This window comes from Limnoglobus roseus (genome assembly GCF_008254045.1).
Lineage (GTDB): Bacteria > Planctomycetota > Planctomycetia > Gemmatales > Gemmataceae > Limnoglobus > Limnoglobus roseus.
This window is the reverse complement of record NZ_CP042425.1, coordinates 2442761-2466228: the sequence shown is the minus strand read 5'-3', so window position 1 is coordinate 2466228 and position 23468 is coordinate 2442761. Positions and strand designations below refer to the sequence as shown.

Here is a 23468-nt window from a genome sequence, read left to right as displayed (position 1 = left end):
GGTGGTGGCGGTCGTAACCCAGGCCTCCGTCGCTTCGCGACTCCGACCTGGGCTGACAGAACCGGCATTTCAGGCCGAAGACTCGTTGATCCGAGTCGGTGCGGATGAGACTTTGTCGTGTCGCCGAAGCCCCAACATCCGAGGTCCGTCTCGGAGCATGACTATCCCGACAAATGACAGAACGCCGATGGGCAACAACGACCAACCCTGCCAGGCCATCACGGCGGCAACGACAACCAGGACAGCACCGCCGACCAAACAATCAGCGGCCGCGATCGCAAGCCCCCATTGGCGCATCGGTTCCGGTTCGGCGTTTGTCGCCATCGGGCTGCCCATTGGCACTTACCCCCACACCCGATCGATCGTCTGCACACTGCTCGGCAGGATCGGGTTGGGGCGGTTCGACACGTCGTACACCATGCCGTGCGGGTCGAGGCCGAGGTTGCGGTACACCGTGGCCAGCACGTTCGGGTACGGGATCGGGTCGTTCTTCGCCTCGCCGGCAATCGCGTCGGTGCTGCCGATCACCTGGCCGACCTTCATGCCGCCGCCGGCTAGGATCGCGCCGTTCACCCGTGCCCAGTGGTCGCGGCCGGCGTCCTTGTTGATCTTCGGCGTGCGGCCGAACTCGCCCCACACGCACACCGTCACGTCCTGGTCCAAGCCCCGCGCGTAGATGTCTTCGATGAGGGCCGAGATGCCGGTGTCGAACAGCGGCATGTGCTGCTTCAGGTGCTTGAAGTTGTTGCCGTGCGTGTCCCAGAAGCCGTAGCCGAGCGTCACCACGCGGCTGCCCGCTTCCACCAGCCGGCGGGCCATCAGCAGTTGGTCGTTCCACATCGGCGCGCCGTCGCCCAGGTGTTTCGGCGATCCTTTGCCGTAGCGTTCCCGCACGGCCGTCGGCTCCTTCGTCACGTCGAGGGCGTCCACGATCTTCGACGACGTGAGCACCTCGAAAGCCCGGTCGTGGAAGGTGTCGGCCGCGATGCCGGTGCTGCGGTCGGCCTGCTGCTTGAAACGGTCCATCGTCGCCAGGAGGGCCTGCCGACTGGCGAGGTGGTCCACCGGCACGCTCAAGTTTTTCATCACCGCGACTTCGTCGCCGTCCACCTTCACCGGGGCGGCACCTCGGCCGAGCATCGCGGGGCCGGGCGTGTTGTACGGCTTGTGCTGCATCGTCGGCGACAGGTCCACGAACGCCGGCACGACTGGGTCCGTCTGCCCCTGAATGCGGGCGACGACCGAGCCGAAGTGCGGCCGCTGTTCCCGCTTGGCCGTGTCCATCACCGTGCCGGTGTAACTTTGCCACGAGCTATGTTCGTCCCGCTGGCCGACGAGTGACCGCAGCACGATCATCTTGTCGGCGCACTTCGCCATCTTCGGCAGCAACTCACCGAACTGCACGCCGGGCGCGCTCGTGTTGATCGGCTTGAACTCGCCGCGAACTTCCGTCGGGGCGTTCGGCTTCAGGTCAAACGTGTCCTGGTGGGCAAGGCCACCGGTCAGGTAGACCATGATGACCGACTTGTGCGACTTTTTGCCGGCCGCGGCTTCGGCCTTCATCAGCGACGACAGCGTCAGGCCGCCGACACCGAGCGCGCCGACTCGCAGGAAGGATCGTCGGGAGTGGCCGTCGCACAGCCGGGAACGGGAACCGAGAACGGTGAGCATGTCGGCACTCGGCGGGTGGAATGGCGGAAGCCATCGGCGGGGGTATTCGTATCGACAGTTTAACGTACCCGACTCCACCCCGGCAAGCACGAACTGACTCACTTTGGAACCCAGAGCGGAAGCGACGGGGTGGACGACTCTCACCCCGTCGCTTCCGCTCTGAGTTCTAAAAGCGATGACCGTCAGTGCATTACGGCGACTGGCACCCGGTCCTCCGTCAGTTCTGGCTCGGCCGCCGTGCTCGCGAGGGCACGGCGTCGGCCGATCAGCAGGATCGCCAGGCCGATGACCGCGGTTGCAGACATGATCGCGATGATCGGGAAGCGGTCGCTCGACTTCGCGGCCCCGATACCGGTGGAGATCAACGCCCCAACGCCGAGTTGGAAGAAGCCGAGCAGGGCCGACGCGCTGCCGGCGTTCTTCGTGAACGGCGACAGGGCCAGGGCCGAGGCGTTCGGGTTCGTGATACCGACACAACTCAGGAAGCAAAATAGCAACACCAGCGTCTCGGCCAACCCGCACACGCCGGCGACAGTCGCGGTCACGAAGACGAGGCCGACCGCGACTTGCAGCATCAGGAAGCGGAAGAACAGCGTCTCGCTGTCGTACCGCTTCAGGAGGACCACGTTGAGTTGACTGCCGCCGATGAAGCCGACGGCGAGGACGGCGAAGATGACGCTGTACGCCGTTTCGCCGAGGCCGAAGCCGTCGCGGAAGATGATCGGCGAGCCGGCGACGTAGGTGAACAGCCCGGCGAACGAGAACGCCCCGGCCATCGTGTAGGTGATGAACCGGGCGTGCCGGAGGATCGTCCAGTATTCCGCCACGATCGGGCCGGGCCGCAAGGAAATGCTCGGATCGGGCTGGTGGCCTTCCGGCAACTTCAGGCGAACCAGCGTCAAGATGGCGAAGCCGCCGACGGCCAGGAACAGAAACACGAGCTTCCAGCCGCCGGCCAGCATCATCAGGCTGCCGATGCTGGGCGCGAGCAGCGGCGACGCGGCAATGAACAGGAACAGCCGTGACAGAATCCGGGCCTTGTCCTTCACCGGGAAGAAGTCGCCGACCATCGTGATCGACGCAACTTGCGCGACGCACCCGCCGAGGGCCTGGACGAACCGCAGGGCGATCAGCGTGTACACGTCCGGGGCGACGGCACAGCCGAGCGACGCGACGACGAACAGCGTCAGCCCAACGGTCAACGGCTTCTTGCGGCCGAAGCGGTCGAGCAGCGGGCCGTAGAAGACCTGCCCGAGCGCGAGGCCGATGAAGTAGCTCGACAACGTCAGCGCGATGGTCTCGGTTTGCACGCCGAGGTCGGCGGCCATCTGCGGGTACGCGGGCAGGTACGTGTCGATGGCGAACGGGCTGATGACGCTGAGGCTACCGAGCAGCGAGACGAGGAACCAGTACGAGCGGTGCGACAAGGGACGGTCCTTCGCGAGAGTCGTGAGAGGCAATATCAGGGATAGCGTTTGGGGAGGGCGGGCCTAACAGCGATGGGGGAAATCAGCCGCCGGAAACGAAAACGGGCCGCCCCTTCGGGCGGCCCGCTCGCGAGTCGAATCGCAAGTTACGCAGGCTTGACGCTGACCTTCGCGCCGGCTTCTTCCAGCTTCTTCTTGAGGTCTTCGGCCGTCTTCTTGTCGACGCCGTCCTTGATGTTCTTCGGCGCGCCTTCGACGGTCGCCTTCGCTTCCGCCAGGCCTTGGCCGGTCAGTTCGCGCACCACCTTGATGATGCCGATCTTCTTGGCCGCGTCGAAGCCGGCTTCGAGGACCACGTTGAATTCCGTGGCTTCCGCCGCGGGGGCTGCCGCCGCCGCAGCCGGGCCGGCCGCCATCGCCACGCCGCCGGCGGCGGGTTCGATGCCGTGCTTTTCCTTGAGGTAGTTCTTCAACTCGACGGCGTCCTTGATGGTCAGGCCCGCGAGCTTGTCGCCCAGTTCTGCAATCGCGCTCATGTGAAGTTCCCTTCGAAGTTAGTGCCGGGTGTCGCCACCCGGCGTTGGTGTTTGCCGGGTGAAGCAGCCCGGCGAAGCGTAATAGTTTGTAGAGCAAGAGATCAGGAGCCAGAGATTAGAGGTCAGCAAATCTGATCTCTGACTTCTGACCTCGGATCTCTGCCATTAAGCCGCCGGGGGAGCCTCGGCCGGAGCCGCAGCTTCGGCCGGTGCCTTCTCCTCGATCGTCTTGAGAATGCTGGCGAGCGACGCCCCCGGCCCCGAGAGGGCCGAGACGAGGCTGGAGCCGGGGCCGGTGAGGGCCGCGACGACTTCGCCGATGGCCTCCAGGCGCGTCGGCATGGTTTTCATCAGGGCGAACGGGGCCGGTTGGCCTTCCGCGACGCCCGCCCGGACCTTGTACTTGTCCGGGGCCTTCGGGTCTTTCTTCGAGTCCTTGATCGCCCCTTCGACGGCGGTGGCGAGGCCCTTCACGCTGTCGCTGCCCCAGCAGAGCAGCGACGTACCGGCGAAGCCCTCGACGGCCACGCCGTTCTCGGCCAGCACCTTGCGGGCGAAGGAGTTCTTCACCATCTTCACGGTGATCTTCTTGCCGCGCAGCGTCTTGCGGAATTCGTAGTCGGTGGCCGCGTCGACCTTCGTCGGCTCGACGAGGACGTAGTTCACCACGCCCTTGAAGGCCGCCCGGAGGGCGTTCAGCTCCAGTTCCTTGATCTTCTTGCTCATGGGTGTCTCCGGGTGGGGTTACATCGAGACTCGGATGCCCGGACACATGGTCGCGGACAGCACGATGCCCTGGATGAAGTTGCCCTTCACCCCGTTCGGCTTGGCCGCGCGAACGGCCTCCACGAACACGTTAATGTTCTCGATCAGCTTCGGCTCGTCGAAGCTCATCTTGCCGACGCCCGCGTGAATCTGCGCGGTCTTGTCGGAGCGGTACTCGACCTTACCCGCCTTGAATTCCTTGACCGCCGCGGCGATATCGGCGTTCGCCGGGATCACGGTGCCGGCCTTCGGCGTCGGCATCAGCCCGCGTGGGCCGAGGACCTTACCGAGGCGGGCGACCTGCGGCATCATGTCTTGCGTGGTGATCGCCACGTCGAAGTCCATGAAGCCTTCCTTCTGGACCTTTTCGACGAGGTCGGCGGCACCGACCACGTCGGCCCCGGCCGCCTTCGCGATGGCTTGCTTGTCGGCCTGGCAGAACACGGCCACGCGGACCGACTTGCCAATCCCGTTCGGGAGCGGCACGGCCCCACGGACCATCTGATCGCCCTGCGTCGGGTCGATGCCGGTGTTGATGTGAATCTCGATCGTCTCGTCGAACTTCGACCGCTTCAGCGTCTTCAGCAGCGCGACGGCCGCCTTGAGCGGGAGCACGCCGGCGTCCTTCGCCTTCTTGGCGTTGGCCGCGACGACCTTCTTGAGCTTCTTGCCGCGCGGCGGGCAGACCCCGGCGGACTTCTTCTTCTTGGGCTGGTTGGGATCGACTGCTGCCGAGGTCGAAGCAGCAGTCGGGGCACCGTCCTTGGCCGGGGGCGTCGCGGGTGTCGCGGCGTCCGTCGGCTTCGGTTCGGCGACCGGACTGGCCTTCGCCTCGGCCTGCGGTTGACCCGCGGCCTGAGTATCGGCGTTTTCTTTGGCCATGATCCTTCTCGCACTCAAAAAAATCATCCCCGGACCTTCCGGGGACGTTGTTCAAACTGTACCGGTTATCCGGCTCAGGCCGTGACCGTGATGCCCATGCTGCGGGCGGTCCCGGCGATGATGCGGGCGGCGTGGTCCACGTCGCGGGCGTTCAGGTCGTTCAGCTTCTTCTTCGCGATTTCCGCGACCTGGGCCTGCGTCAGCGTGTGATTCGTGTACTTGCCTTGCTTCTTCGCGGTGGCCGGAATCACTTCCTTGCCTTGCTTCTTGCCGGCCGGAATCTTCGCGGCGAGCTTGATGAGCACGGCCGCCGGCGGCGACTTGATTTTGAACTCGAAGCTGCGGTCCGAGTACACCGTGATGATCACGGGCAGCATCAGGCCCTTCGTGTCCGGGCCGGCCGTCTTGTCGTTGAATTGCTTCACGAACTGGCCGATGTTGACGCCGTGGGCACCGAGGGCCGGGCCGACCGGCGGGGCCGGGGTCGCCGTGCCACCCGGGCACTGCAATTTCACTTGTGCGGTGACTGTCTTCGCCATGATCCACCTGGAAAGCGTGTCTGGACCCGCGCTGTCGGCGCAGTCAGACGGATTGATCTAGTTAGAAAGCTGTGCGCGTCCAGAGCGCCGGGCGAATTTCATACCGTTTCGGCGTCACTTCCCGTACACGGCCTTCGGGTCGAAGACCCGTTCGCCGATCACTTTGAGGTCGTCGCCGGTCAGCTCGCGGAAGAAACAGGACTTGTACCCCTCGTGGCACGCCGCCCCGCCGATTTGTTTCACTTTCAGCAGCACCGCGTCGGCGTCACAGTCGATGAAGATGCCCTTCACCTCCTGCACGTTGCCGCTCTCTTCGCCCTTCCGCCACAGCTTGTTACGGCTCCGGCTGAAGTAGACGGCCCGGTTGGTGCGAACCGTCTCGTCGAACGCCTCGCGGTTCATCCACGCGATCATCAGTACCTCGCCGGTGTCCGCGTCCTGGGCGATGGCCGAGATCAGGCCGCCGACCTTGTCGAAGTTCAACACGTCCTACCTCCGCTTCGGCCGCGCCGGGAGAAAAGCCCGGGTCACGTCCCGATCGAACATCGCGACCATCGTCCACACGCCGAACGGGAGGCCAACGACCCACAGCAAACTCATCGGCAAGCACACGATGACCGACCCGATCAAGACCATCGGTCGGGCCACCCGGTTGCGGACGAACAGGCCCGTCACCAGGGTTAGCGACGTCCAGCCGACCATTATACAAAGTCCGACCGCCATCCCGAATTCGTAGGCGGCCCGGGCACGGGGGCTTTTGAGGGCCGCGGCCGGGGGCCTGGCGAACACCCCGAAGAACACCGCGATGGCCACCGCCGCCACAATCGCGATCGCAATCAACCCGATCACCGACGGCTTCAACCAGGCGTTCACGCGGATGTCCGCCACCGTCTCCGGACCAACGTCCCGCCCGCGGTCTTGGTAGTAAACCATCACGACGTCCCGGCGAAGCATCGCCCGCATGGCAAGGCCCCCGACCACCGCCTGCACGATGGCGACCGGCACCACCGCGAAGACGAATTCGAAGGTGAAGTACAGGGCCGGGATGAATGCCCAGCCGGTGGGGATCATCGCGACCAGGAGGCACACGATCGTCCCGCCGCTGCTCGAAAACCGGCGGATGCCCGAGGCCGCCGTGAATGCGCAGACGGCTTGCACGAACGAGAACCCGGCCAACCCGTAAACGACGAACGACCGGATTCGGCTCGCCTCCGGGTTGGGCGAGAGGCCGGTCGGGCCGAGGAGGTGGAACTCGTCGAGTACGTGAACGGAAAAAATGAACGCGACGATGGCGAAATTGAGGTACGACGCCAGGCGCAGCAGGAGCACCGGCGTGCGGACGGTGCGCCGGGCCGATTCGCGGAGTGCCAACCGCTCGCGCTCCTTCGCCCCCGGGGGCCGCCACCCCGAGCGAACGACGCGGGACGCCTCCGCTTCTTCCTCCAGGATGATCGGCTGCATGTCCGCCGCCGCTGCGGGTTCCTCACCGTTCAGCAGCGCGGCGGCCTCGGCTTCGGACAGCGGTCTTGACTCCGGCACCGTTGCCGGGTCGGGTTCATCGGGCGGATGTTCGGGCATCGGATTTCCGGGGAGAGGCTGGGAAAGCCGGGGCGACGATTGACTACCCCATGCTCGCCTTCGCGCGATAGCCGGCCCGCACGATCTTGTTGTTCAGTGCGATCAACCCCCAGATGCCGAACGGGAAGCCGGTGCAACAGGCGGTGGTGAACGGAATGATGCCCACGACACAGGCCAGCCCGACAAGCCAACCGGCCGTTAGTCGGATCAGGCACAACCCGCCCAGCATGAGTAACGCCCCGGCCCCGAGGTTCGCGTAGACCACGGGCGGCACGACCTTCTTTGCGACGTCCATGGCCTTGGCGAGCATCTCCTTTCTTTGTTTTTTCTCGTCGTCCGTCAGTTTCGGGTCGGCGTCGATCTTCTCGTCGTTCTGGACGACCGCCTCGTCAAATGTCTTGTCCAGTTCCTTCAGTTGCATCGTATTTAGCGCTGCTAGGCCGAACGTGATCGCCCCGAAGATGATGAGAAGAATCCCCGGGGCTTTGGTTTTCGCATGGGCCGCGTCGAGGATGTCCTCGCGCTCGGGGTTATTCGAATAGTCGTCCCGGCGGTCGTCGTCGTACTCGTTCATGTCGGTCTTTCGTTAGTATGTGAGCAGGCTGAACACGTCGTAGTTCGGCAGCTTGGCCCGGCCATTTAGGAAGGCGAGTTCGACGAGGAACGCGCACCCGGCCACGGTGCCGCCGGCTTGCTCAATGAGTTGACCACCGGCCGCCATCGTGCCGCCGGTCGCCAGGACATCGTCCACCAGCAGCACCCGCTGGCCGAGCTCGACGCCGTCAACGTGCATGTGCAGTTCGGCCTGACCGTATTCGAGGTCGTACTTCAGGCTGTACGTGCGGTACGGCAACTTCCCCGGCTTCCGCAGCGGTACGAGCGGCTTGTGCAACTTCAGTGCGAGCGGGGCGGCGAACAGGAACCCGCGAGCCTCGGCCGCCGCAATGGCGTCGATCTTCTGCCCGGCGAACTGGATCGACAGCAGATCAATGGAGTGTTGGAACGCCGTCGCGTTCATCAACAGCGGCGTGATGTCCTTGAAGAGAATGCCGGGCTTCGGAAAATCGGGGATGTCGCGGATGAACGGGTTCAGTTCCATTTCAAGGGCCAGGGGTCAGGAGTCAGGGGTCAGACGACGTTGGCCGCGACATCCTTTATAGCGGGGACGAGATGCCCAACCTAACCATTCGCCCCGCGAATCTCGCGGACGCGGCCGTGATCGCCGAGTACAACCGCCGCCTCGCGTGGGAGAGCGAACACGTCCGCCTCGACGAAGCCGTACTGCTCGCCGGCGTGACCGCCGGCCTCGAAGACCCGCACAAGGGTTTCTACACCGTGGCCGAGCGCGGCGGCGAAGTCGTCGGGCAAACGCTCGTCACGTTCGAGTGGAGCGACTGGCGCAACGGCTGGTTCTGGTGGATTCAGAGCGTGTACGTGCGCGAAGACGCCCGCCGCGGCGGCGTCTTCCGCGCACTGTATCAGCACGTCCAAGAGCGGGCGACGGCCGACCCGACGGTGATCGGCCTGCGGTTGTACGTGGAAGCCGACAACGCACGGGCGAAGCAGACCTACCGCTCGCTGGGGATGACCGACACGAGCTACGGGCTGCTGGAAATCTACCCGCTGCCGGGGCGGGCGAAGCACTTGGGCGGGTTAGACTGAAAGAAGGCGGTGGCCTTTCTGCGGAGGCTCTCTCATGCCGACCGGTGTCCAACGACGCAACGTGATCGTTCTCGTCGGAATTGCGATTCTCACGATGGGTCTCGTCGTGACCGGCATCGTGGCGATGCGTGCCAGCGCCAACCGCGCAATGTGTGCGAACAATTTGAAGCAACTCGGCATCGGGTTTCACGGTTGGCACGACACGTCCGGCGGTCTTCCGCCAGGGTTCGTCACGACGCCAAATGGACCGAACGATTGGGGGCCGGGGTGGGCATGGGGATCGCTTCTGATTAACTATCTCGAATCCTCGGACTACTACAGTCGAACTAAACAAAACCTACCGATCGAGGTTGTCGAGAACAAATATAGCCGCACCATCCCATTCCGGTTTTTTCGCTGTCCAACCGGTTCGGCGCCGACCACATTCATGCTCTACCATCGCACCGCGAACGGCGACCCGCTCGCCCCGATCTGCGACATCGCTGCGTCGAACTACGTCGGCGTCTGCGGCACGACGGAGCCACACGTCGAGGGCGACGGCGTGCTGTTCCGCGACAGCAAGGTGAAGTTCGACGACATTACCAACGGCCTGTCAAACACGCTGCTCGTCGGCGAACGCTCGTTCCGTACCGGCGAATCGACGTGGGTCGGGGCCGTGGCGGGAGCCGGGCACTTCCCGCCCGCGGGCAGCGGCTTCGCCCCGGAACTGCGCGACAGTGCTAACTTCGTTCTCGGCACGGCCGGCGGCATGACCGATGGCGCGACGAAGCCGAAGCAGGCGAACCACTTTTCGAGCAACCACCGCGACGGCGTGAACTTCGCGATGTGCGACGGCAGCGTGAGAACTCTGAACAAGAGTATAAGCGGCGACGTGCTGCGGGCGATGGCGACGCAGGCAGAGAAGGATAACGGCGGTGAAAACTAGCGCGATTCCACCGCCGCCCGCCACCGTTGCGGCGTGGCGTTCCACGTCGTCTGGTACGTCGCTTCCAGCGGCACCTGGATGTGGCGACCCGGTTCGAGAAAGAGCGGCATGTCCGGCAGCCGGTCGCCGACCGCTCGCGGTTCGAGGTACGCTTTGGGTGGGAAGGCGGCCTCGTAACTCACGACGGTCAGCGGCTTGTCCGGCGGCGGGGTGAAGTCGTCGTGCGCCAGTTCGCCCCAAATGGCCGCGTGAATTCCCTGCGGGTCGCGGGGGCCGGGCGGAAAGAGATCGACGACCATCAAGTTGATCCGCCGTTCGATCAGGTCGCAAGCCTTCTGCACGAAGACGAGGAACCCGTTGCGATTGTCCTTGTTCCCCGGCGACACGAGTTCGATGATCGCGAACGTCTCGTAGCCGCTGACGTGCTTGATCGCGACGTGGCTCCGCCGCTTACGGGTGCGGGCGGGATCGGCCTGACTGATCACGCTCGCGAGCGGGGCGACCGCCATCACAGTCGCCGTCGGAGGGCTGGGCGAGGGAGCCGAGCTGCGGCCGTGGAGGGCCACCACATCCGCAACGTACCCGCCCACGTCCTGCTCCGGCAGAGCGTAGTGGTCGGGCGGCAGAAGGCCGTCGTTCAGTGCGGCACTCAGGAAAGCGATCCAACTGTGGTGGAAAGCGTGATAGATGCCCGCCTCAACGATCGTCCAGTCGTGGATCGGCATGGCGTTACCCCAGGCGGAACAGTTTCTTCATCGCCTCGATCAGCGTGCCGCGGTCGCCCTCCTTGCTGGCGTCTTGCAGCGCGGCAATCGGGCCGTGCAGGAGTTTGTTCTGGAAGAGGCGGAAGGCGGCCGCAACTTGCTCCTTCTCGGCCAGCGAGAGCTTGCCGTTCAGCTTCGCGAGCAGCGGCGTCAGCACCTCGTCGCGGACCTTGTCCACCTCGCTGCGGAGTTGCTGGATCACCGGGCCGTTCTTGCGGCGCTGCCAGTCGTCGGTGAAGTTCTTCACCTCGGCGGCGACAATCGCCTCGGCCGGGCGGATGTGCGACTGCCGCTCGGCGATCGTTTGTTCGCGGATGCGGGTCAGGTCGTCGATGTTGAACAGGCAGACGCGGTCACCGTCGTGGATGGCCGGGTCGAAGTCCCGCGGCACGGCGATGTCCAGCACTACGAGCGTGCGGCCGTGACGGCGCTTCGGGCGGACCTGTTTGTCGAACCGCTTCTGCGACACGATCGGCTCGCCGGCTCCGGTGGTGCTGAGGGCGATGTCGGCTTCGCCGAGGGCGTCGTCGAGTTTATCCCACGGGATCGGCGTGCCGCCGCACCCGGCCGCGACCTCGGCCGCCTTCTCCGGGCTGCGGTTCGCCACCAGAATACGGCCGGGCTTCAGTTCCTCCAGGTGTTTCAGCGTCAGCCGGCCCATCTTGCCGGCCCCGATGACGAGAATGGTCTTGTCGCCGAAGTGGTCGAACACCTGCTTCACGTAATCGACGGCGACGCTGGAAACGGAGACGTGGCCGAGCGAGATGCCGGTCTCGGTGCGGACCCGCTTGGCCGTGCGGAGGGCGTGCGGGAAGAGGGCGTTCAGCAGCGGCCCCGTCGTCGCAAGTTGCTGCGCCGCCTCGAAGGCTTGCTTCACCTGCCCGGCGATCTGCCCTTCGCCGACGATGAGGCTGTCGAGGCTCGCCGCCACGCGGAACAAGTGTCGCGTCGCGTCGGCGTCGGCGTGCGAGTACAGGTGCGGGGTCAGCGTTTCCGGCGGGACGTGGTGGACTTCGCCGAGGAACTCGGTGGCCAGTTCCGTTGAAAGCACCGTCGCCCCGTGTGGCCGGGCGAGGAACAACTCGACGCGGTTGCACGTTGAGAGAATCGCGACCTCGCAGCCGAACCGGGCGGCGAGTTCCGCCGACGCGCGGGCGTGCAGGTCAGGGGGGAACGCGAGCCGTTCGCGGACGTCCACGTTCGCCGTGCGGAAGTTGCACCCGACGATACGGAGGTTCACTTCCCGCCCTCCACGAACGGGTGGGCGGCCATCAACACCACGACGAGCAGCACGAACGCCAGGATCGACCAGACGGCCAGCCGCCGACCCGACACGTGCGCGGCGTACCGCATGTACACCAGCATCGCCACCACGAGAATCAGCCCGTAACTGCCGAGCACCTTCAGCGACGGCGTCACCAACGTCGAAGGCGGCTCGTGGTTCAGCATCAGCATGCCCAACAGCACGCCGGCGGTCAGCATCGGGAAGGCGAGGTTCACGGCCCGCCGACTCATCTCTTCCAGGCGTTCGAGACTCAGAATCTTCACCGCGCCAAGCGGGTTCGCCTTCGTCCGCAGGCGGCGGGCTTGCACGAGGTACATCACGCTACTCAGGAAGGCCACGCTCAGCCCGACGGCGGCGAGCAACAGCAACAGGCCGTGGATCGCGCCCCAAAACTTCTCGCCCACGAGCCAGACCGGCACGTCCACGTCGTCGGTCCCACTCAAGGAAACGATCACCAGGGACAAGGCGACGAGGCCCAGCACCACCGGTAGCACGAAAATGCCCCACGCCTGTCGGGCGTGGTGGAGGCTGCCGTAGAAGTAGAAGACGGCCAGCACCCACGCGAGCAGCAAGAGCGAGCCGTAAGGGGCGGCCAGCGACGGGTGGTGGATCGCGAGGTAGGCCGAGTGCGTGAACAAGCCGACCGCGCCGACGACAAGGCCGGCCGTGCGAAGGCCGGTTCGCGGCCAGCGGATGCGGGCGAGTTCCAGGGTGAACGCCAGCAGGTAGCTGAGGCCGAAACAGGTGTGCGACACGCCTTGCAGCGTGGAAAGGCTCATAACGCGGTCCCGAGGAACGATTCGGGCATTATAGGGCGGCCGCCCGAATCCGCTGCTCCATCAGCCGCCGCGTGGCGTCCTCGCCTTCCGCCTTCAACCGTTCCAGCCACGGCCAGTCGGCGAAGTCGTCGAGGAGTGCCCGTCGCAACTCCGGGTCGGCGATGCTCTCGCGGACGGTCGGGCGGATCATTTCGAGGAGGCGAATCCAGGTGGCGAGGTGTTCGTCGAACTCCCGTTCCAACTTCTCGCGAATCCGGCGGGCCAGGGCCGGAGCCGCCCCACCGGTACTCGCGGCCAACGTGAGCTCGCCGCGCCGCACCACGGCGGGAAGTGTAAAATCGCCGGCCGTCGGGTCGCTCGCGGAATTCACCCAGACGCCCCGTCGGATGGCGTCGAGGGCCACCCGGTCGTTGACGGCCGGCGTCGCGGCCGCGAAGACCAGGCACATGCCTTGCAGGTGGTCCGCGTGGTAGTTTGCCTGGATCCACTCAATTGACACGTGGGCCGCGAACTCTTCGTGCAGAGATTCTAAAGCGACCACGCGAACGGCCGCACCTGCGGAGAAAGCCGACAGAGCTTTCCGACGCCCCACCGCCCCGCCGCCGACGACCAACACACGCTTGCCGCGTAAGTCCAGCATTACCGGAAGCATCGGTCCGAAATCCTCAAATCAGAGTAATTGGAATGAGCTTTGCTATGGCAAGTGTCCGTATCGGCGGCCTGAACTGAATATTTCGCAATAAACAGAAAAGGCCTTCGATCATGATGACAACCGTGTGAGTTCGTGTGCTCACGCGGGTTTACTCGATCGAGCATCCCATTTGTTAGATAATCGTACATTAGACCGATGTTTTTGCTTGCACTGCTTCAAGTTATTGGGGATGCTGGAGAGAGTTTCTTTTTCTATCCACCGCCGGGGCCGCGAGTTCGGCCCTCTATCTCGGTCTATGGACGGTAGCTCCGACTCGTGCCCGGCCTTTCCAAACGCTCGCCCCAATGAATTATTTTACCCACCGCCGCAACTCGCTTTTGCGAGATTTGAAGAAAGACAACCTCGACGCGCTGCTGATTACTCAGCCGGTGAACGTCACGTACCTCACCGGGTTTATGGGGGACAGTTCGTACTTCGTCCTCACGGCCAAGCACGCGATTCTCGTCAGCGACGACCGCTTCTCGCAGCAGGTCCGCGAGGAGTGCCCGGACCTGGAAGTCCACATCCGGCCGCACAACAAGACGACCCCCGAGGCCGCCGGCGAAGTGCTGACCAAGCTCGGCGCGAAGGCCGTCGGCGTTGAGGCCGACCACATGACGATGGCCCTCGCGGAGGCGTTCAAGGAGTACGCCCCGAAGAGCACCCTCGCGCCGGTGCGCGGGGCCGTCGAGGCGCTGCGTGCCTTGAAGGACGCCTCGGAAGTCGAGGCGATCAAGGCCGCCATCCGCGTGGCCGAGCGGGCCTTCGTCATGTTCAAGAGTACGCTCCGCGAGACGGAAACGGAGCGGGACATGGTCGCGGCCGTCGAGAACTTCGTCCGCCGGGCCGGCGGCGATTGCACGGCGTTCCCGCCGATCGTGGCCGTCGGCGAGCGGGGCGCGTTGCCCCACGCCCCGCCGACGACCAAGCCGCTCAACGACGGCAGTAAACTCCTCGTCGATTGGGGGGCCGTGCTGAACGGCTACCGCAGCGATCTGACCCGCACGCTGAAGTCGCCGTTCGAGATCGCCCCGACCCGGCGCAACAAGTCCGAACGGGTCGGGTACAACTTCGAGAAGATTCACGACATCGTTCTGAAGGCCCAGGACGCGGCCATCAAGACCGTTCGCGAGGGCGTGCCGGCGAAGGACGTGGACGCCGCCGCGAGAAAGGTCATCACCGACGCGGGGTACGGCGAGTACTTCACGCACGGCCTGGGCCACGGCATCGGCCTGGAAACGCACGAAGCCCCGCGGGTGCGGCAGAACTCCACCGACACCCTCGAATCCGGCATGGTCATCACCATCGAGCCGGGCATTTACATTCCCGGCTGGGGCGGCGTGCGGATCGAGGACGACGTCCTCGTCCGCCGCGACGGGGGACTGGTGCTGTCCAACCTGCCGCGCGACTGGGCCACGGGGATGTGACGCTTCTCCGCGGCGAGAATCGCCGCTGTCCGCGTCCCTTCATATCTTGATGACACCCAACCGAGGGCGGGCCGAATGGTCCGCCTTCGTCGTCTTCATGCGGTGGAGGAAACCGACCGTGGCTTCCGAGAACAAACCCGACTCGAACCGGCCGTTCGACACGAAAATGGTCGAGTTCCTGGTCAAGCTGATGGCCGACCGGGATTTGAGTGAGATTGACCTCCACGAAGGCGAACACCGCATCCGCCTGCGGCGCGGGGCCCGCGTCGTGACGGCTCACGCCACGACCATCGCCCCGCCGCCGGCCGTGCCACACGCCGCGGCCGCGCAGGCCCCGGCCGTTGCCCCCGCGGCCGCGACCCCGAAGTCGAACCTGCACGAGATCAAGTCGCCGATGGTCGGCACCTTCTACGCGAAGCCGAGTCCCGACAAGGACGACTACGTGAAAGTCGGCAGCAAGGTGAAGCCCGACACGGTGGTCTGCAAACTCGAAGCAATGAAGCTCTTCAACGACCACCCGGCCGAGTGCACCGGCACGATCGCCGAGGTGTGCGTGAAGAACGGTCAACCCGTGGACTTCGGCACCGTGCTGTTCCGGGTCGAACTCGGCTGAATGCGGAACGTGGAACTCGGAATGCGGAATGAAAGCCCGCGTTTCAATTCCGCATTCCGCATTCCCCATTCCGCATTCGGTGAAGCATGTTCCAACGCATTCTCGTCGCCAACCGGGGGGAAATCGCCCTCCGCATCATCCGGGCGTGCCGCGACCTGGGGATCGAAGTCGCCTGCGTCTACAGCGAGGCCGACAAGGACGCGCCGTACTTGAAGCTGGCGGACCAGGCCATCTGCATCGGCCCCGGCCCCGCGGTGGACTCGTACCTGCGGGTCGATCGGATCATCGCCGCCGCCGAAATCACCAACGCCCAGGCCATCCACCCCGGCTACGGGTTCCTCAGCGAGAACTCGAAGTTCGCGAGCATCTGCCGCGACTGCAAAATCGAGTTCATCGGCCCGCCGCCGGAGGCAATGGACGCCGTCGGCAACAAGGAGAAGGGCAAGCAACTCGCCAAGAAGGCGAAGGTGCCGACCGTCCCCGGGTCGGACGGCCTCGTCACCAGCGACGAGGAGGCGCTAAAGTTCGCGCACCAAGTCGGCTACCCGGTGCTGATTAAAGCGTCGGCCGGCGGCGGCGGTCGCGGGATGCGCGTTGCCCGCAACGACATCACGCTCGTCAGTGGCCTCGCGTCCGCCCGACAGGAGGCCGAGTCCGCGTTCAAGGACGGCTCCGTCCTGCTGGAAAAGTACCTCGACCAGCCGCGGCACGTTGAGGTTCAGGTTCTCGGCGACCGTTACGGCAACGTCATCCACCTGTACGAGCGAGACTGCTCGATGCAGCGCCGCCACCAGAAGTTGGTCGAGGAATCGCCCGCGCCGAACCTGCCGGAGAAGGTCCGCGACAACATCTGCGACGCGGCCGTGCGGTTGGCGAGGGCGGCCGGGTACTACTCGGCCGGGACGTGCGAGTTCCTGGTGGACAAGGACAACAACTTCTACTTCATCGAGGTGAACGCCCGCGTTCAGGTCGAGCACCCGGTCACGGAACTCGTCACCGGCGTCGACCTCATCCGCGAGATGATCCGCGTGGCGGCCGGTGAGAAGCTCCGCTACCGGCAGAAGGACATTGTCCTCCGCGGGGCGGCTATCGAGTGCCGGATCAACGCGGAGGACCCGGCGAACAACTTTCGCCCGTCGGCCGGCACGATCACGAAGTGGCAACCGCCCGGCGGCCCCGGCATCCGCATGGACTCGCACGTCGTCACCGGCTACCGCGTCCCGCCGAACTACGACAGCATGGTGGCGAAGTTGCTCGTCCACCAACCGACCCGCGACGAGGCCATCGCCGTCATGCGGCGGGCGTTACGGGAGTTCACCGTCGAGGGCATCGCGACCACGATCCCGATCCACCAGCAGATCATGAGCACCGCCGAGTTCATCAACGGCACCGTCGACACCACGTTCATCGAGCGAAGGCTGATGGCCGGGAAGTGAACCGGGCGGGCGGCCTTTGGAATCCGGGCGGTAGCGCGTGCATTAATTCTCGGTCACTTTTCGTTGGATAGCCCGGGCGAACGACCGGCAGAACGTGCGTAGAGTTGCACGCGCATTAATTCTCAGTCACTTTTCGTTGGACAGTACTCGTTGCGTGCGGCTATCGTTGTCTAACTTTCTCTCCCTTGCGAACTCGGAAGGCCTGTCATGCCCACGGACGAACTAGGAAGTCTCTCTCAAAAAGCTCGCACGAAGAGTTTGCGGACCGCGCGGATCATCATGTTGCTCCTGGGCATTCTCGTTTTTGCCGTCAATCTGACGACCGGGTTGATGGCCAAGACTTTTGTGGACGTGGAAATCGACCGCGAGGTCCGAGATTTGCAAAGTAAGGGTATGGTCATCGATCAGGAGAAACTCCAGCCCCTTCGTGAATCCGCAATTCGAGCCGCCGAGTTGGCCAGTTTCTTGGCCGCGGGAGTCGGCATGATTCTGATTCTGTTGGGATTTTTGATTTACCGTGCGCCGGTGGCGTGTACCGTGACCGGGTTCGTCCTGTACTTGGGGTATTGGTTTGCCGCAATTGCAATTGCGGTCTCGTCCAACGACCGCGCGGAAGATGTCGGCAAGGCATTCGGCCAGGCGATCTGTAGTGGCCTGTTGGTTCGGGTCATCATCATCTTCTGCTTCGTGAAGGCCATTCGGGCGGCCGTGGCGTATCAGAACGAGGCGAAGGCCCGGCTCCGCGACGACTCGAACGATTTCGATCGCACCCCGGAAAGCCCGTTCGAAAGTGCGTAACCCTCCGGTTCTCGCCCATGACTCCGCCCGAAGATTTTTTCCCCGACGAATTGGGCCTACCCGCCGAGAAGGCCCCCATTCCGGCTGCTCCGTGCTGGCGGTGTGGCCTAAACGTTCACCCCGCAAGTCGAAGTTGCCCGCACTGTGCGGCCGCCCTTCGGCCTCGCGCATCGGACGGCGTTCCGAGGCCAGTCCCCGAGCGAAGTCCCCTCGAACCGGATTCCGGTGACGCCCGGCATCTCTTTGTGGCGCTGAAAGGTTTTTTCGCGCTGTTGGTCGTTTCGATCATCCAGACGATCATTCTCGCCGGGATGAGTGAGAAGGACGGCAAGGCCTTCGAACACATTCAACTCGCGGTCTTTGAAGCCGTCGACACGGTGATCGTTCTCCTCGTGTGGGCGTGGTGCGGGTCGGCCCGGTTGCTGTCCGCCACGGCGGACCGGCGGGTGTTCGCCTGGGTGCTCGCCCTCCCTCTCCTGGCGGCCCTCGTCGGCGTCAACGTCCTGTACCACGCGGCGATTCGAGAGTACGTGAAGATCGAATGGTTCCGACTTCCGGAGCCGGCCGGGGTGACGCTGGTCGGCGTGCTGCTAGAGTGCGTGCAACCCGGCATCGTCGAGGAGTTCTTCTTCCGGTACCTCTTGCTCGGCGTACTCCGCCGCTACGGCGGCGTTCACGGGGCGGTTCTCGTCTCGGCCGCGATGTTCGGCGTGTGTCACATTCACGTGTTCCTCAGCATGCCCTACCTGTTCGCCCTGGGCGTCTTCCTCGGGTACGTCCGCGTTTGGTCGCGATCCCTGGCCCTGCCCGTACTGCTGCACGTCACCCACAACTTGGCCGTGACGTGGTTGGAGGAATTCCTGTGATCGGCGAAGTCGTCGAGTCCCGCCCGACCGGGGGCCTCTGGGCCGGATTCTTCGTGGTCCTCGGCCTCCTGTTCGGCATCGTGTTCCTGGTCGCACCCAAGAAGGACGGCTGGCCGACGGTCTTCCTGCCCTTCGGGATTGCCGCGGGCATCTGGCTCGGCCGGGACCGCCCGACGGTCTTCCGCATCGCGGAGGACCACCTGCAATTCGAACAGCCAACCGAGCACATGGTCCGATTCGAACACCTCGAAGGAGTTGTCACCTCTGGAGACCGGGAGGCTTCCCGCACCACGATCCAACTGAACCACGCGGACGGCGTCACGGTCATCCCGGACCGTCTGACGGTTGCGTCGCACGAGTTGTTGGTCTTCCTGGAAAGTAAGTGGCCCCGAACCCGATCCCCGCGGATCCCCGCGTCGTTGCACGGGTACCGCGAGGATCAGGTCGCGAAATTCGGCGAGGACCACATTTACACGTTCGCCGGCCGGCCGAAGATGATCCACCGCCGGCGGTCGTACAAGGGCGTCTACGCGATGCTCGGCCTGGCGGCGGCTGCGGTCGTCATGGGGGTCGCCGGCCGGGTCACCCAGGGGAACTTCGACGACGCCTGGATGGGCGGGGGATTAGGCGTCGCCCTGTTCGGCTTGTTCATCGCGCTGATCCTCTTTCTGTCCGGCCGATCCCTACAAGGGGACGCCCAGGCCCACTCTGGGCTGGTCATCACCCCGGTCGGCCTCGCGCTGGTTCAGGGCGACAGCAAGGGGAAACTCCGGTGGGACGAGGTGAAGGCCATCGAGTACCCGCCGGTGAAGCGCATGGGCGTCACGCGGACGGCCAACAGCAAGCACGGCATCGGCCTCTTGGTGGACGGCGCGTACATCGTCATTCTTGACTACTACAACCGCCCCGCCCCTGTGATCTACAACATCCTGTGCGACTACTGGAACGGCGGCCGACCCGCCTGAGTGCCTCAACTCGCCCGCTCGAAACCCACGGCCCGTCGCTTCAGGCCCGTCGCAATGCCCCGGCGGGTCGTGCTGGAGTTACCGACCAAGCGAGTGACGCGGTACCGACGACAGGGTGTAAGCCCCGCCGTTCTGTGCGGAGCCGGCAGCAAACCGGGCCGTGATGATCGCGGCCCGGTGTTCGGATGACTTCTCGTTGCTGGCGGGGCGAGGAATTTCCCTTCGCACGCGAAACCTAACACCACTTTCCGGGCTGACAGGCCACCCGCCGAAACCATTTTCGTCCTAACTTTCAGCGGCGCGCATCCCTACAGCCGTTTGAAGGACGCAGCGATGGGTAGTAACCTTCACGCCCGCGAGAGTACCCAGTCGCGGGGAGTCCCCACCCGGCGCATGAATGGCGGCCATCCGCTGGCCGACACCGTCCCGGCCAGTTGTGACACGCCGTTGCCGGCCATTCGACTGAGCGGAGACTACCAGTTAATACGGGTTCTCGGCCGCGGCGGCATGGGGATCGTTTACCAGGCGCGGCAGAGCGGGTTGAAACGGGACGTCGCGTACAAGATCCTCACCGTGCTCGGCAGCACCGACCCGGAAACCCTGGAGCGGTTCCGTAGCGAGGCAGAGACGCTCGGCAAACTTCAGCACCCCGGCATCGTTCAAATCTTCGATTGCGGCACCGAGAACGACAGCCCGTTCCTCGCAATGGAGTACGTCGCCGGTGGGTCGCTCGCGGACAAGCTGAAAGACGGTCGGCCGTCGCCGCGGGAAGCGGCGGCCCTCATCGCGACCGTGGCCGGGGCCGTCGGGTACGCCCACGCCCGCGGCATCATTCACCGCGACTTGAAGCCGGCCAACATTCTCCTCACGCCCGAAGGCCAGCCGAAGGTCGCGGACTTCGGCCTGGCACGGGACCTGGCGACCGAACACCTGACACAGACCGGCATGATCGCCGGCACGCCGACGTACATGCCGCCGGAGCAACTCACCGGCAAGAAAGACCTCACCCCGGCGGTCGACGTGTGGGCGCTCGGCGTACTGCTCTACGAGATGGTGGCCGGCACGGTGCCGTTCTCCGGCGACAACCCCCAGCAGATCTTGACGAACATTCTTCAGCACGAACCGGTCGCGCTCCGCGCCTGGCAGCCGAACTTGCCCCGTGACCTGGAAACGATCTGCCGCAAGTGCCTGCACAAGGATCCGCAGCGGCGGTACGCCGATGGGCAGGATCTGGCGGACGACCTTACGCGGTTCTTGGAAGGTCGCCCGATTCTGGCCCGGCCCATCGGGCGGCTGGAGAAAGGCTGGAACTGGTGCCGGCGAAATCCGCTGACGACCGGGTTGACGGTGGCCCTGGGCGTGATCCTGACGGTCGCGACGGGCGTATCGCTGGCGTTCGCCGGGCAAGCCGAGGACGAGCGCCGCAACGCGGTGGCCGCCGCGGACGCCGCCGTGCTCGCGGCCAACGGCGAGCGGAAACTGCGACAACAGGCGGAAAGCGCCGCCGAGGCCGAGCGGAAGGCCCGGCAGGATGCGGAAGCAGTCACAGCGATGCTGGAGAAGATCCTGATCAGTATCGGCTCAGGGTTTGGGGCCGAATCGCTCAAGACGATGCAGCAGCAGATCGCGCAACTCGCCGACGTCGCGAAGAACGACACGGGTGATCCACTCCGCCGAGCCCGGGTGCTCTTCACTTTGGCTCTGGCCCGACGTTCGTTCGGCGAATTTGTCGAGGCCATTGTGCTGATGGAACAGTCCTTGGCGCTCCGTCAGCAACACCTGGAACCCCGCCACCCGGAGCTTATCAAGACGGCCACGGAAATGACCTACACGTACATCCATGCTGGCCGGGGGGCGGACGCGGTTCGAGTCATCGAACCGATCGTGGAAGCCGCCCGGGCAACGCTAGCTCCCGACTCAGCGGAATTCCTGAACCAACTGAACCTCCTCCGCATGTCCTACCGCCACGCCGGACGGCGGGCCGAAGAGGCGGCCATCGAGGAACAAATTCTCGCCATTTGCGTCAAGAAGTTCGGTGAGGACCACCAGGAAACGGAGTGGGTGCGCGTCAACCTGGCCAAGTACCGGCTGCCGAGTGCGGACTGCCACACGGTCCTGCCCGTCCTTCAGAAAGCGTATGCCCGGTTCCAGAAGCACTGTCGCCCGACTTCCTCTGAAGTCTTGTGGACCCGTTCTCAACTCGGCCTCTGTTTGTTGGCGTGCAGCCGGCCGGCGGAGGCCGTGCCCCACCTCAAGGGGGCGTATGACTACAACCGCTCCCAGTACGGCCCGGACCACCTCTTCATCTACTACGCGGCCCGCGACCTCGGCACGGCGTACGAGGAGTGTGGCCGCTACCGGGATGCCGTGCCCCTGTGGTGGCGGATGCTGATGCACCCGTACGCGACCGGGGACGCGGAACGCTTCACCCGGTACGCGGTGAAACTGGTGGAAGACGTGACGTTGATGTGCTGGTAGTGCCGGCCGTCGCCCCGGTGCGATGGCGAAATCCGCCCGCCGCTTCCCGCCGTACACCCCCCGTTGCCACGGGGAACGACGGACCATGCGGATCGCCTTGTACTGCCCGGACATGACCGGCCACCTCAACCCGATGACCACGCTCGGCCGCGAACTCGCGCGGCGGGGGCACGAGGTCAGCGTCTTCGGGCTACCGCCCGCCCGGCGGTTCGCCGACCGTGCCGGCCTCGGGTACGTCGGCATCGGGCACGCGGATTACGAAACGCACGTCGCGCCGGGGCGGGTTCGCCTCGCGGAACTCACCGGCCTGGCCGCGATGAAACTGACGGGGCGGTTGCTCGCGGACATCGAAATCGTCGGCTTCCGCGAACTGCCGGCCGCCTTCCGCGCGCAGGGCATTGAGGCGGTGGTGGCGGACCAAGTCTCGTCCGCCGGCGGGTGCGTCGCGGAGGTGTTGGGGCTGCCGTGTGCCCTCGCGTGCAACGCGCTCGCGCTCTACCAGGAAGCCGGCGTGCCGCCGCCTGTGCTGCCGTGGGCCTACCGGCCGGGGCTGCTCCCGCGGTTGCGGAACCGCCTCGGCAACACCGCCCTGCGGTGGGCCGTCGCGCCGGTCCGCCGCGAGATCGCGGCGTACCGTGCGGCCCACGGGTTGTCGCCTGTCCCCGATGCCAACGTCACGACGGCGACCGGACTCGTACAGGTCGCCCAGCAGCCGGCCTTCTTCGACTTCCCCCGCGATCACCTGCCCGACCACTTCCACTACACCGGCCCGTGGCACGAGCCGATTCGCGACGGCGAAGAACCGTTCCCCTGGGACCAGCTCGACGGCCGGCCGCTCGTGTACGCCTCGCTCGGCACACTGCAAAACCGCCTGAAGCACGTCTTCACCGCGATCCTGACCGCGTGCGAGACGCTGCCAGTGCAGGTGGTCCTTGCACTCGGCCGACGGGACGCGGTGTGGGACGGCCCGGTGCCGGCGAACGCGCTGGTCGTGGGGTTCGCGCCGCAGTTGCCGCTGCTCGATCGGGCCGCGGCTGTGGTGACGCACGCTGGCCTGAACACGGCGCTCGAATCGCTCGCCCGAGGGCTGCCGATGGTGTGCGTTCCGGTGACGAACGATCAACCCGGCGTCGCGGAGCGCGTCCGGTGGCTCGGGGCCGGCGAAGTCCTTCGGCCCGGCCGCGTCACCGCCGCGCGATTGCGGCCGATGATCGAAGCGATCGTGAACCAGCCGAAGTACCGAGAGGCCGCGATGGTGTGCCGCAAGCAACTGGAACTGTCCCCCGGTGTTCGCGGGGCGGCCGACCTCGTCGAGGAAGCCTTCCAGACCAAACGGCGGGTGCGGCGGGCGGATTGGGAAGGCCGACTACCGGTCGCGTGA

Annotated in this window: 24 protein-coding genes; 10 read left to right on the top strand and 14 right to left on the bottom strand. The window is 65.2% G+C overall.

Annotated elements, in window-relative coordinates:
- Positions 1 to 342: 342 nt before the first annotated feature.
- From PX52LOC_RS10220 to PX52LOC_RS10175, 10 genes are all read right to left on the bottom strand, one after another.
- The gene (locus tag PX52LOC_RS10220) at positions 343 to 1671 is read right to left on the bottom strand and encodes a DUF1501 domain-containing protein (RefSeq protein WP_149110005.1); all 1329 of its coding nucleotides are present in this window, start codon (positions 1669 to 1671) and stop codon (positions 343 to 345) included.
- A gap of 182 nt (positions 1672 to 1853) precedes the next feature.
- Positions 1854 to 3098: a multidrug effflux MFS transporter gene (locus tag PX52LOC_RS10215; RefSeq protein ID WP_149110004.1), complete on the bottom strand. Its 1245-nt coding sequence runs from the start codon at positions 3096 to 3098 to the stop codon at positions 1854 to 1856.
- Positions 3099 to 3244: 146 nt separating this feature from the next.
- The gene (gene rplL / locus PX52LOC_RS10210; RefSeq protein WP_149110003.1) at positions 3245 to 3634 is read right to left on the bottom strand and encodes a 50S ribosomal protein L7/L12; all 390 of its coding nucleotides are present in this window, start codon (positions 3632 to 3634) and stop codon (positions 3245 to 3247) included.
- 165 nt (positions 3635 to 3799) lie between these two features.
- Positions 3800 to 4360 carry a 50S ribosomal protein L10 gene (gene rplJ / locus PX52LOC_RS10205; RefSeq protein ID WP_149110002.1) on the bottom strand — a complete coding sequence of 187 codons (561 nt, stop codon included), beginning with the start codon at positions 4358 to 4360 and terminating at the stop codon, positions 3800 to 3802.
- Between the two features lie 18 nt (positions 4361 to 4378).
- Positions 4379 to 5281: a 50S ribosomal protein L1 gene (gene rplA, locus PX52LOC_RS10200; RefSeq protein WP_149110001.1), complete on the bottom strand. Its 903-nt coding sequence runs from the start codon at positions 5279 to 5281 to the stop codon at positions 4379 to 4381.
- A 74-nt stretch (positions 5282 to 5355) separates the two neighbouring features.
- Positions 5356 to 5820: a 50S ribosomal protein L11 gene (gene rplK / locus PX52LOC_RS10195; RefSeq protein WP_149110000.1), complete on the bottom strand. Its 465-nt coding sequence runs from the start codon at positions 5818 to 5820 to the stop codon at positions 5356 to 5358.
- Between the two features lie 114 nt (positions 5821 to 5934).
- Positions 5935 to 6306 carry a phosphoribosyl-AMP cyclohydrolase gene (hisI, locus tag PX52LOC_RS10190; protein ID WP_149109999.1) on the bottom strand — a complete coding sequence of 124 codons (372 nt, stop codon included), beginning with the start codon at positions 6304 to 6306 and terminating at the stop codon, positions 5935 to 5937.
- A gap of 3 nt (positions 6307 to 6309) precedes the next feature.
- Entirely contained in the window at positions 6310 to 7398 is a 1089-nt protein-coding gene (locus PX52LOC_RS10185) for a hypothetical protein (protein ID WP_149109998.1), read from the bottom strand.
- A gap of 43 nt (positions 7399 to 7441) precedes the next feature.
- A complete protein-coding gene (locus tag PX52LOC_RS10180; RefSeq protein ID WP_149109997.1) occupies positions 7442 to 7972 on the bottom strand; it encodes a hypothetical protein in 531 nt (176 codons plus the stop codon).
- Positions 7973 to 7984: 12 nt separating this feature from the next.
- Positions 7985 to 8497 (bottom strand): adenine phosphoribosyltransferase, encoded by a 513-nt coding sequence (locus tag PX52LOC_RS10175; protein WP_149109996.1) that lies wholly within the window; start codon positions 8495 to 8497, stop codon positions 7985 to 7987.
- A gap of 71 nt (positions 8498 to 8568) precedes the next feature.
- Between PX52LOC_RS10175 and PX52LOC_RS10170 the strand changes: the two genes are divergently transcribed.
- Positions 8569 to 9060, top strand: a complete 492-nt coding sequence (locus PX52LOC_RS10170) for a GNAT family N-acetyltransferase (protein ID WP_149109995.1) — start codon at positions 8569 to 8571, stop codon at positions 9058 to 9060.
- A 34-nt stretch (positions 9061 to 9094) separates the two neighbouring features.
- A complete protein-coding gene (locus tag PX52LOC_RS10165; RefSeq protein WP_149109994.1) occupies positions 9095 to 9985 on the top strand; it encodes a DUF1559 family PulG-like putative transporter in 891 nt (296 codons plus the stop codon).
- Here the strand turns inward: PX52LOC_RS10165 and PX52LOC_RS10160 are convergent.
- From PX52LOC_RS10160 to PX52LOC_RS10145, 4 genes are read right to left on the bottom strand one after another with little or no spacing between them, the layout of a single operon-like run.
- Positions 9982 to 10710, bottom strand: a complete 729-nt coding sequence (locus PX52LOC_RS10160) for a DUF4058 family protein (RefSeq protein WP_149109993.1) — start codon at positions 10708 to 10710, stop codon at positions 9982 to 9984. The two genes, PX52LOC_RS10165 and PX52LOC_RS10160, sit on opposite strands and share 4 nt — an antisense overlap.
- Positions 10711 to 10714: 4 nt before the next feature.
- The gene (hemA, locus tag PX52LOC_RS10155; protein WP_149109992.1) at positions 10715 to 11989 is read right to left on the bottom strand and encodes a glutamyl-tRNA reductase; all 1275 of its coding nucleotides are present in this window, start codon (positions 11987 to 11989) and stop codon (positions 10715 to 10717) included.
- Positions 11986 to 12813, bottom strand: coding sequence for a cytochrome c biogenesis protein CcsA (gene ccsA / locus PX52LOC_RS10150; RefSeq protein WP_149109991.1), 828 nt, complete (start codon positions 12811 to 12813; stop codon positions 11986 to 11988). The genes hemA and ccsA overlap by 4 nt, the downstream gene beginning before the upstream one ends.
- A gap of 28 nt (positions 12814 to 12841) precedes the next feature.
- Positions 12842 to 13453, bottom strand: coding sequence for a precorrin-2 dehydrogenase/sirohydrochlorin ferrochelatase family protein (locus PX52LOC_RS10145; RefSeq protein ID WP_168218906.1), 612 nt, complete (start codon positions 13451 to 13453; stop codon positions 12842 to 12844).
- Positions 13454 to 13809: 356 nt separating this feature from the next.
- On the opposite strand from PX52LOC_RS10145, the gene PX52LOC_RS10140 reads away from it, so the two are divergent.
- From PX52LOC_RS10140 to PX52LOC_RS10105, 8 genes are all read left to right on the top strand, one after another.
- The gene (locus tag PX52LOC_RS10140; protein WP_149109989.1) at positions 13810 to 14931 is read left to right on the top strand and encodes a M24 family metallopeptidase; all 1122 of its coding nucleotides are present in this window, start codon (positions 13810 to 13812) and stop codon (positions 14929 to 14931) included.
- A 118-nt stretch (positions 14932 to 15049) separates the two neighbouring features.
- Positions 15050 to 15544, top strand: a complete 495-nt coding sequence (gene accB / locus PX52LOC_RS10135) for an acetyl-CoA carboxylase biotin carboxyl carrier protein (protein ID WP_218575315.1) — start codon at positions 15050 to 15052, stop codon at positions 15542 to 15544.
- 86 nt (positions 15545 to 15630) lie between these two features.
- The gene (gene accC, locus PX52LOC_RS10130) at positions 15631 to 16980 is read left to right on the top strand and encodes an acetyl-CoA carboxylase biotin carboxylase subunit (protein WP_149109988.1); all 1350 of its coding nucleotides are present in this window, start codon (positions 15631 to 15633) and stop codon (positions 16978 to 16980) included.
- 207 nt (positions 16981 to 17187) lie between these two features.
- Positions 17188 to 17778, top strand: a complete 591-nt coding sequence (locus PX52LOC_RS10125; RefSeq protein ID WP_149109987.1) for a hypothetical protein — start codon at positions 17188 to 17190, stop codon at positions 17776 to 17778.
- 245 nt (positions 17779 to 18023) lie between these two features.
- The gene (locus PX52LOC_RS10120) at positions 18024 to 18644 is read left to right on the top strand and encodes a CPBP family intramembrane glutamic endopeptidase (RefSeq protein WP_168218905.1); all 621 of its coding nucleotides are present in this window, start codon (positions 18024 to 18026) and stop codon (positions 18642 to 18644) included.
- Complete coding sequence (locus PX52LOC_RS10115; RefSeq protein WP_149109985.1) at positions 18641 to 19609, top strand: hypothetical protein; 969 nt, start codon at positions 18641 to 18643, stop codon at positions 19607 to 19609. The genes PX52LOC_RS10120 and PX52LOC_RS10115 overlap by 4 nt, the downstream gene beginning before the upstream one ends.
- A 333-nt stretch (positions 19610 to 19942) precedes the next feature.
- Positions 19943 to 22087, top strand: a complete 2145-nt coding sequence (locus PX52LOC_RS10110; RefSeq protein WP_149109984.1) for a serine/threonine-protein kinase — start codon at positions 19943 to 19945, stop codon at positions 22085 to 22087.
- An 85-nt stretch (positions 22088 to 22172) separates the two neighbouring features.
- Positions 22173 to 23468 (top strand): glycosyltransferase, encoded by a 1296-nt coding sequence (locus PX52LOC_RS10105; RefSeq protein WP_168218904.1) that lies wholly within the window; start codon positions 22173 to 22175, stop codon positions 23466 to 23468.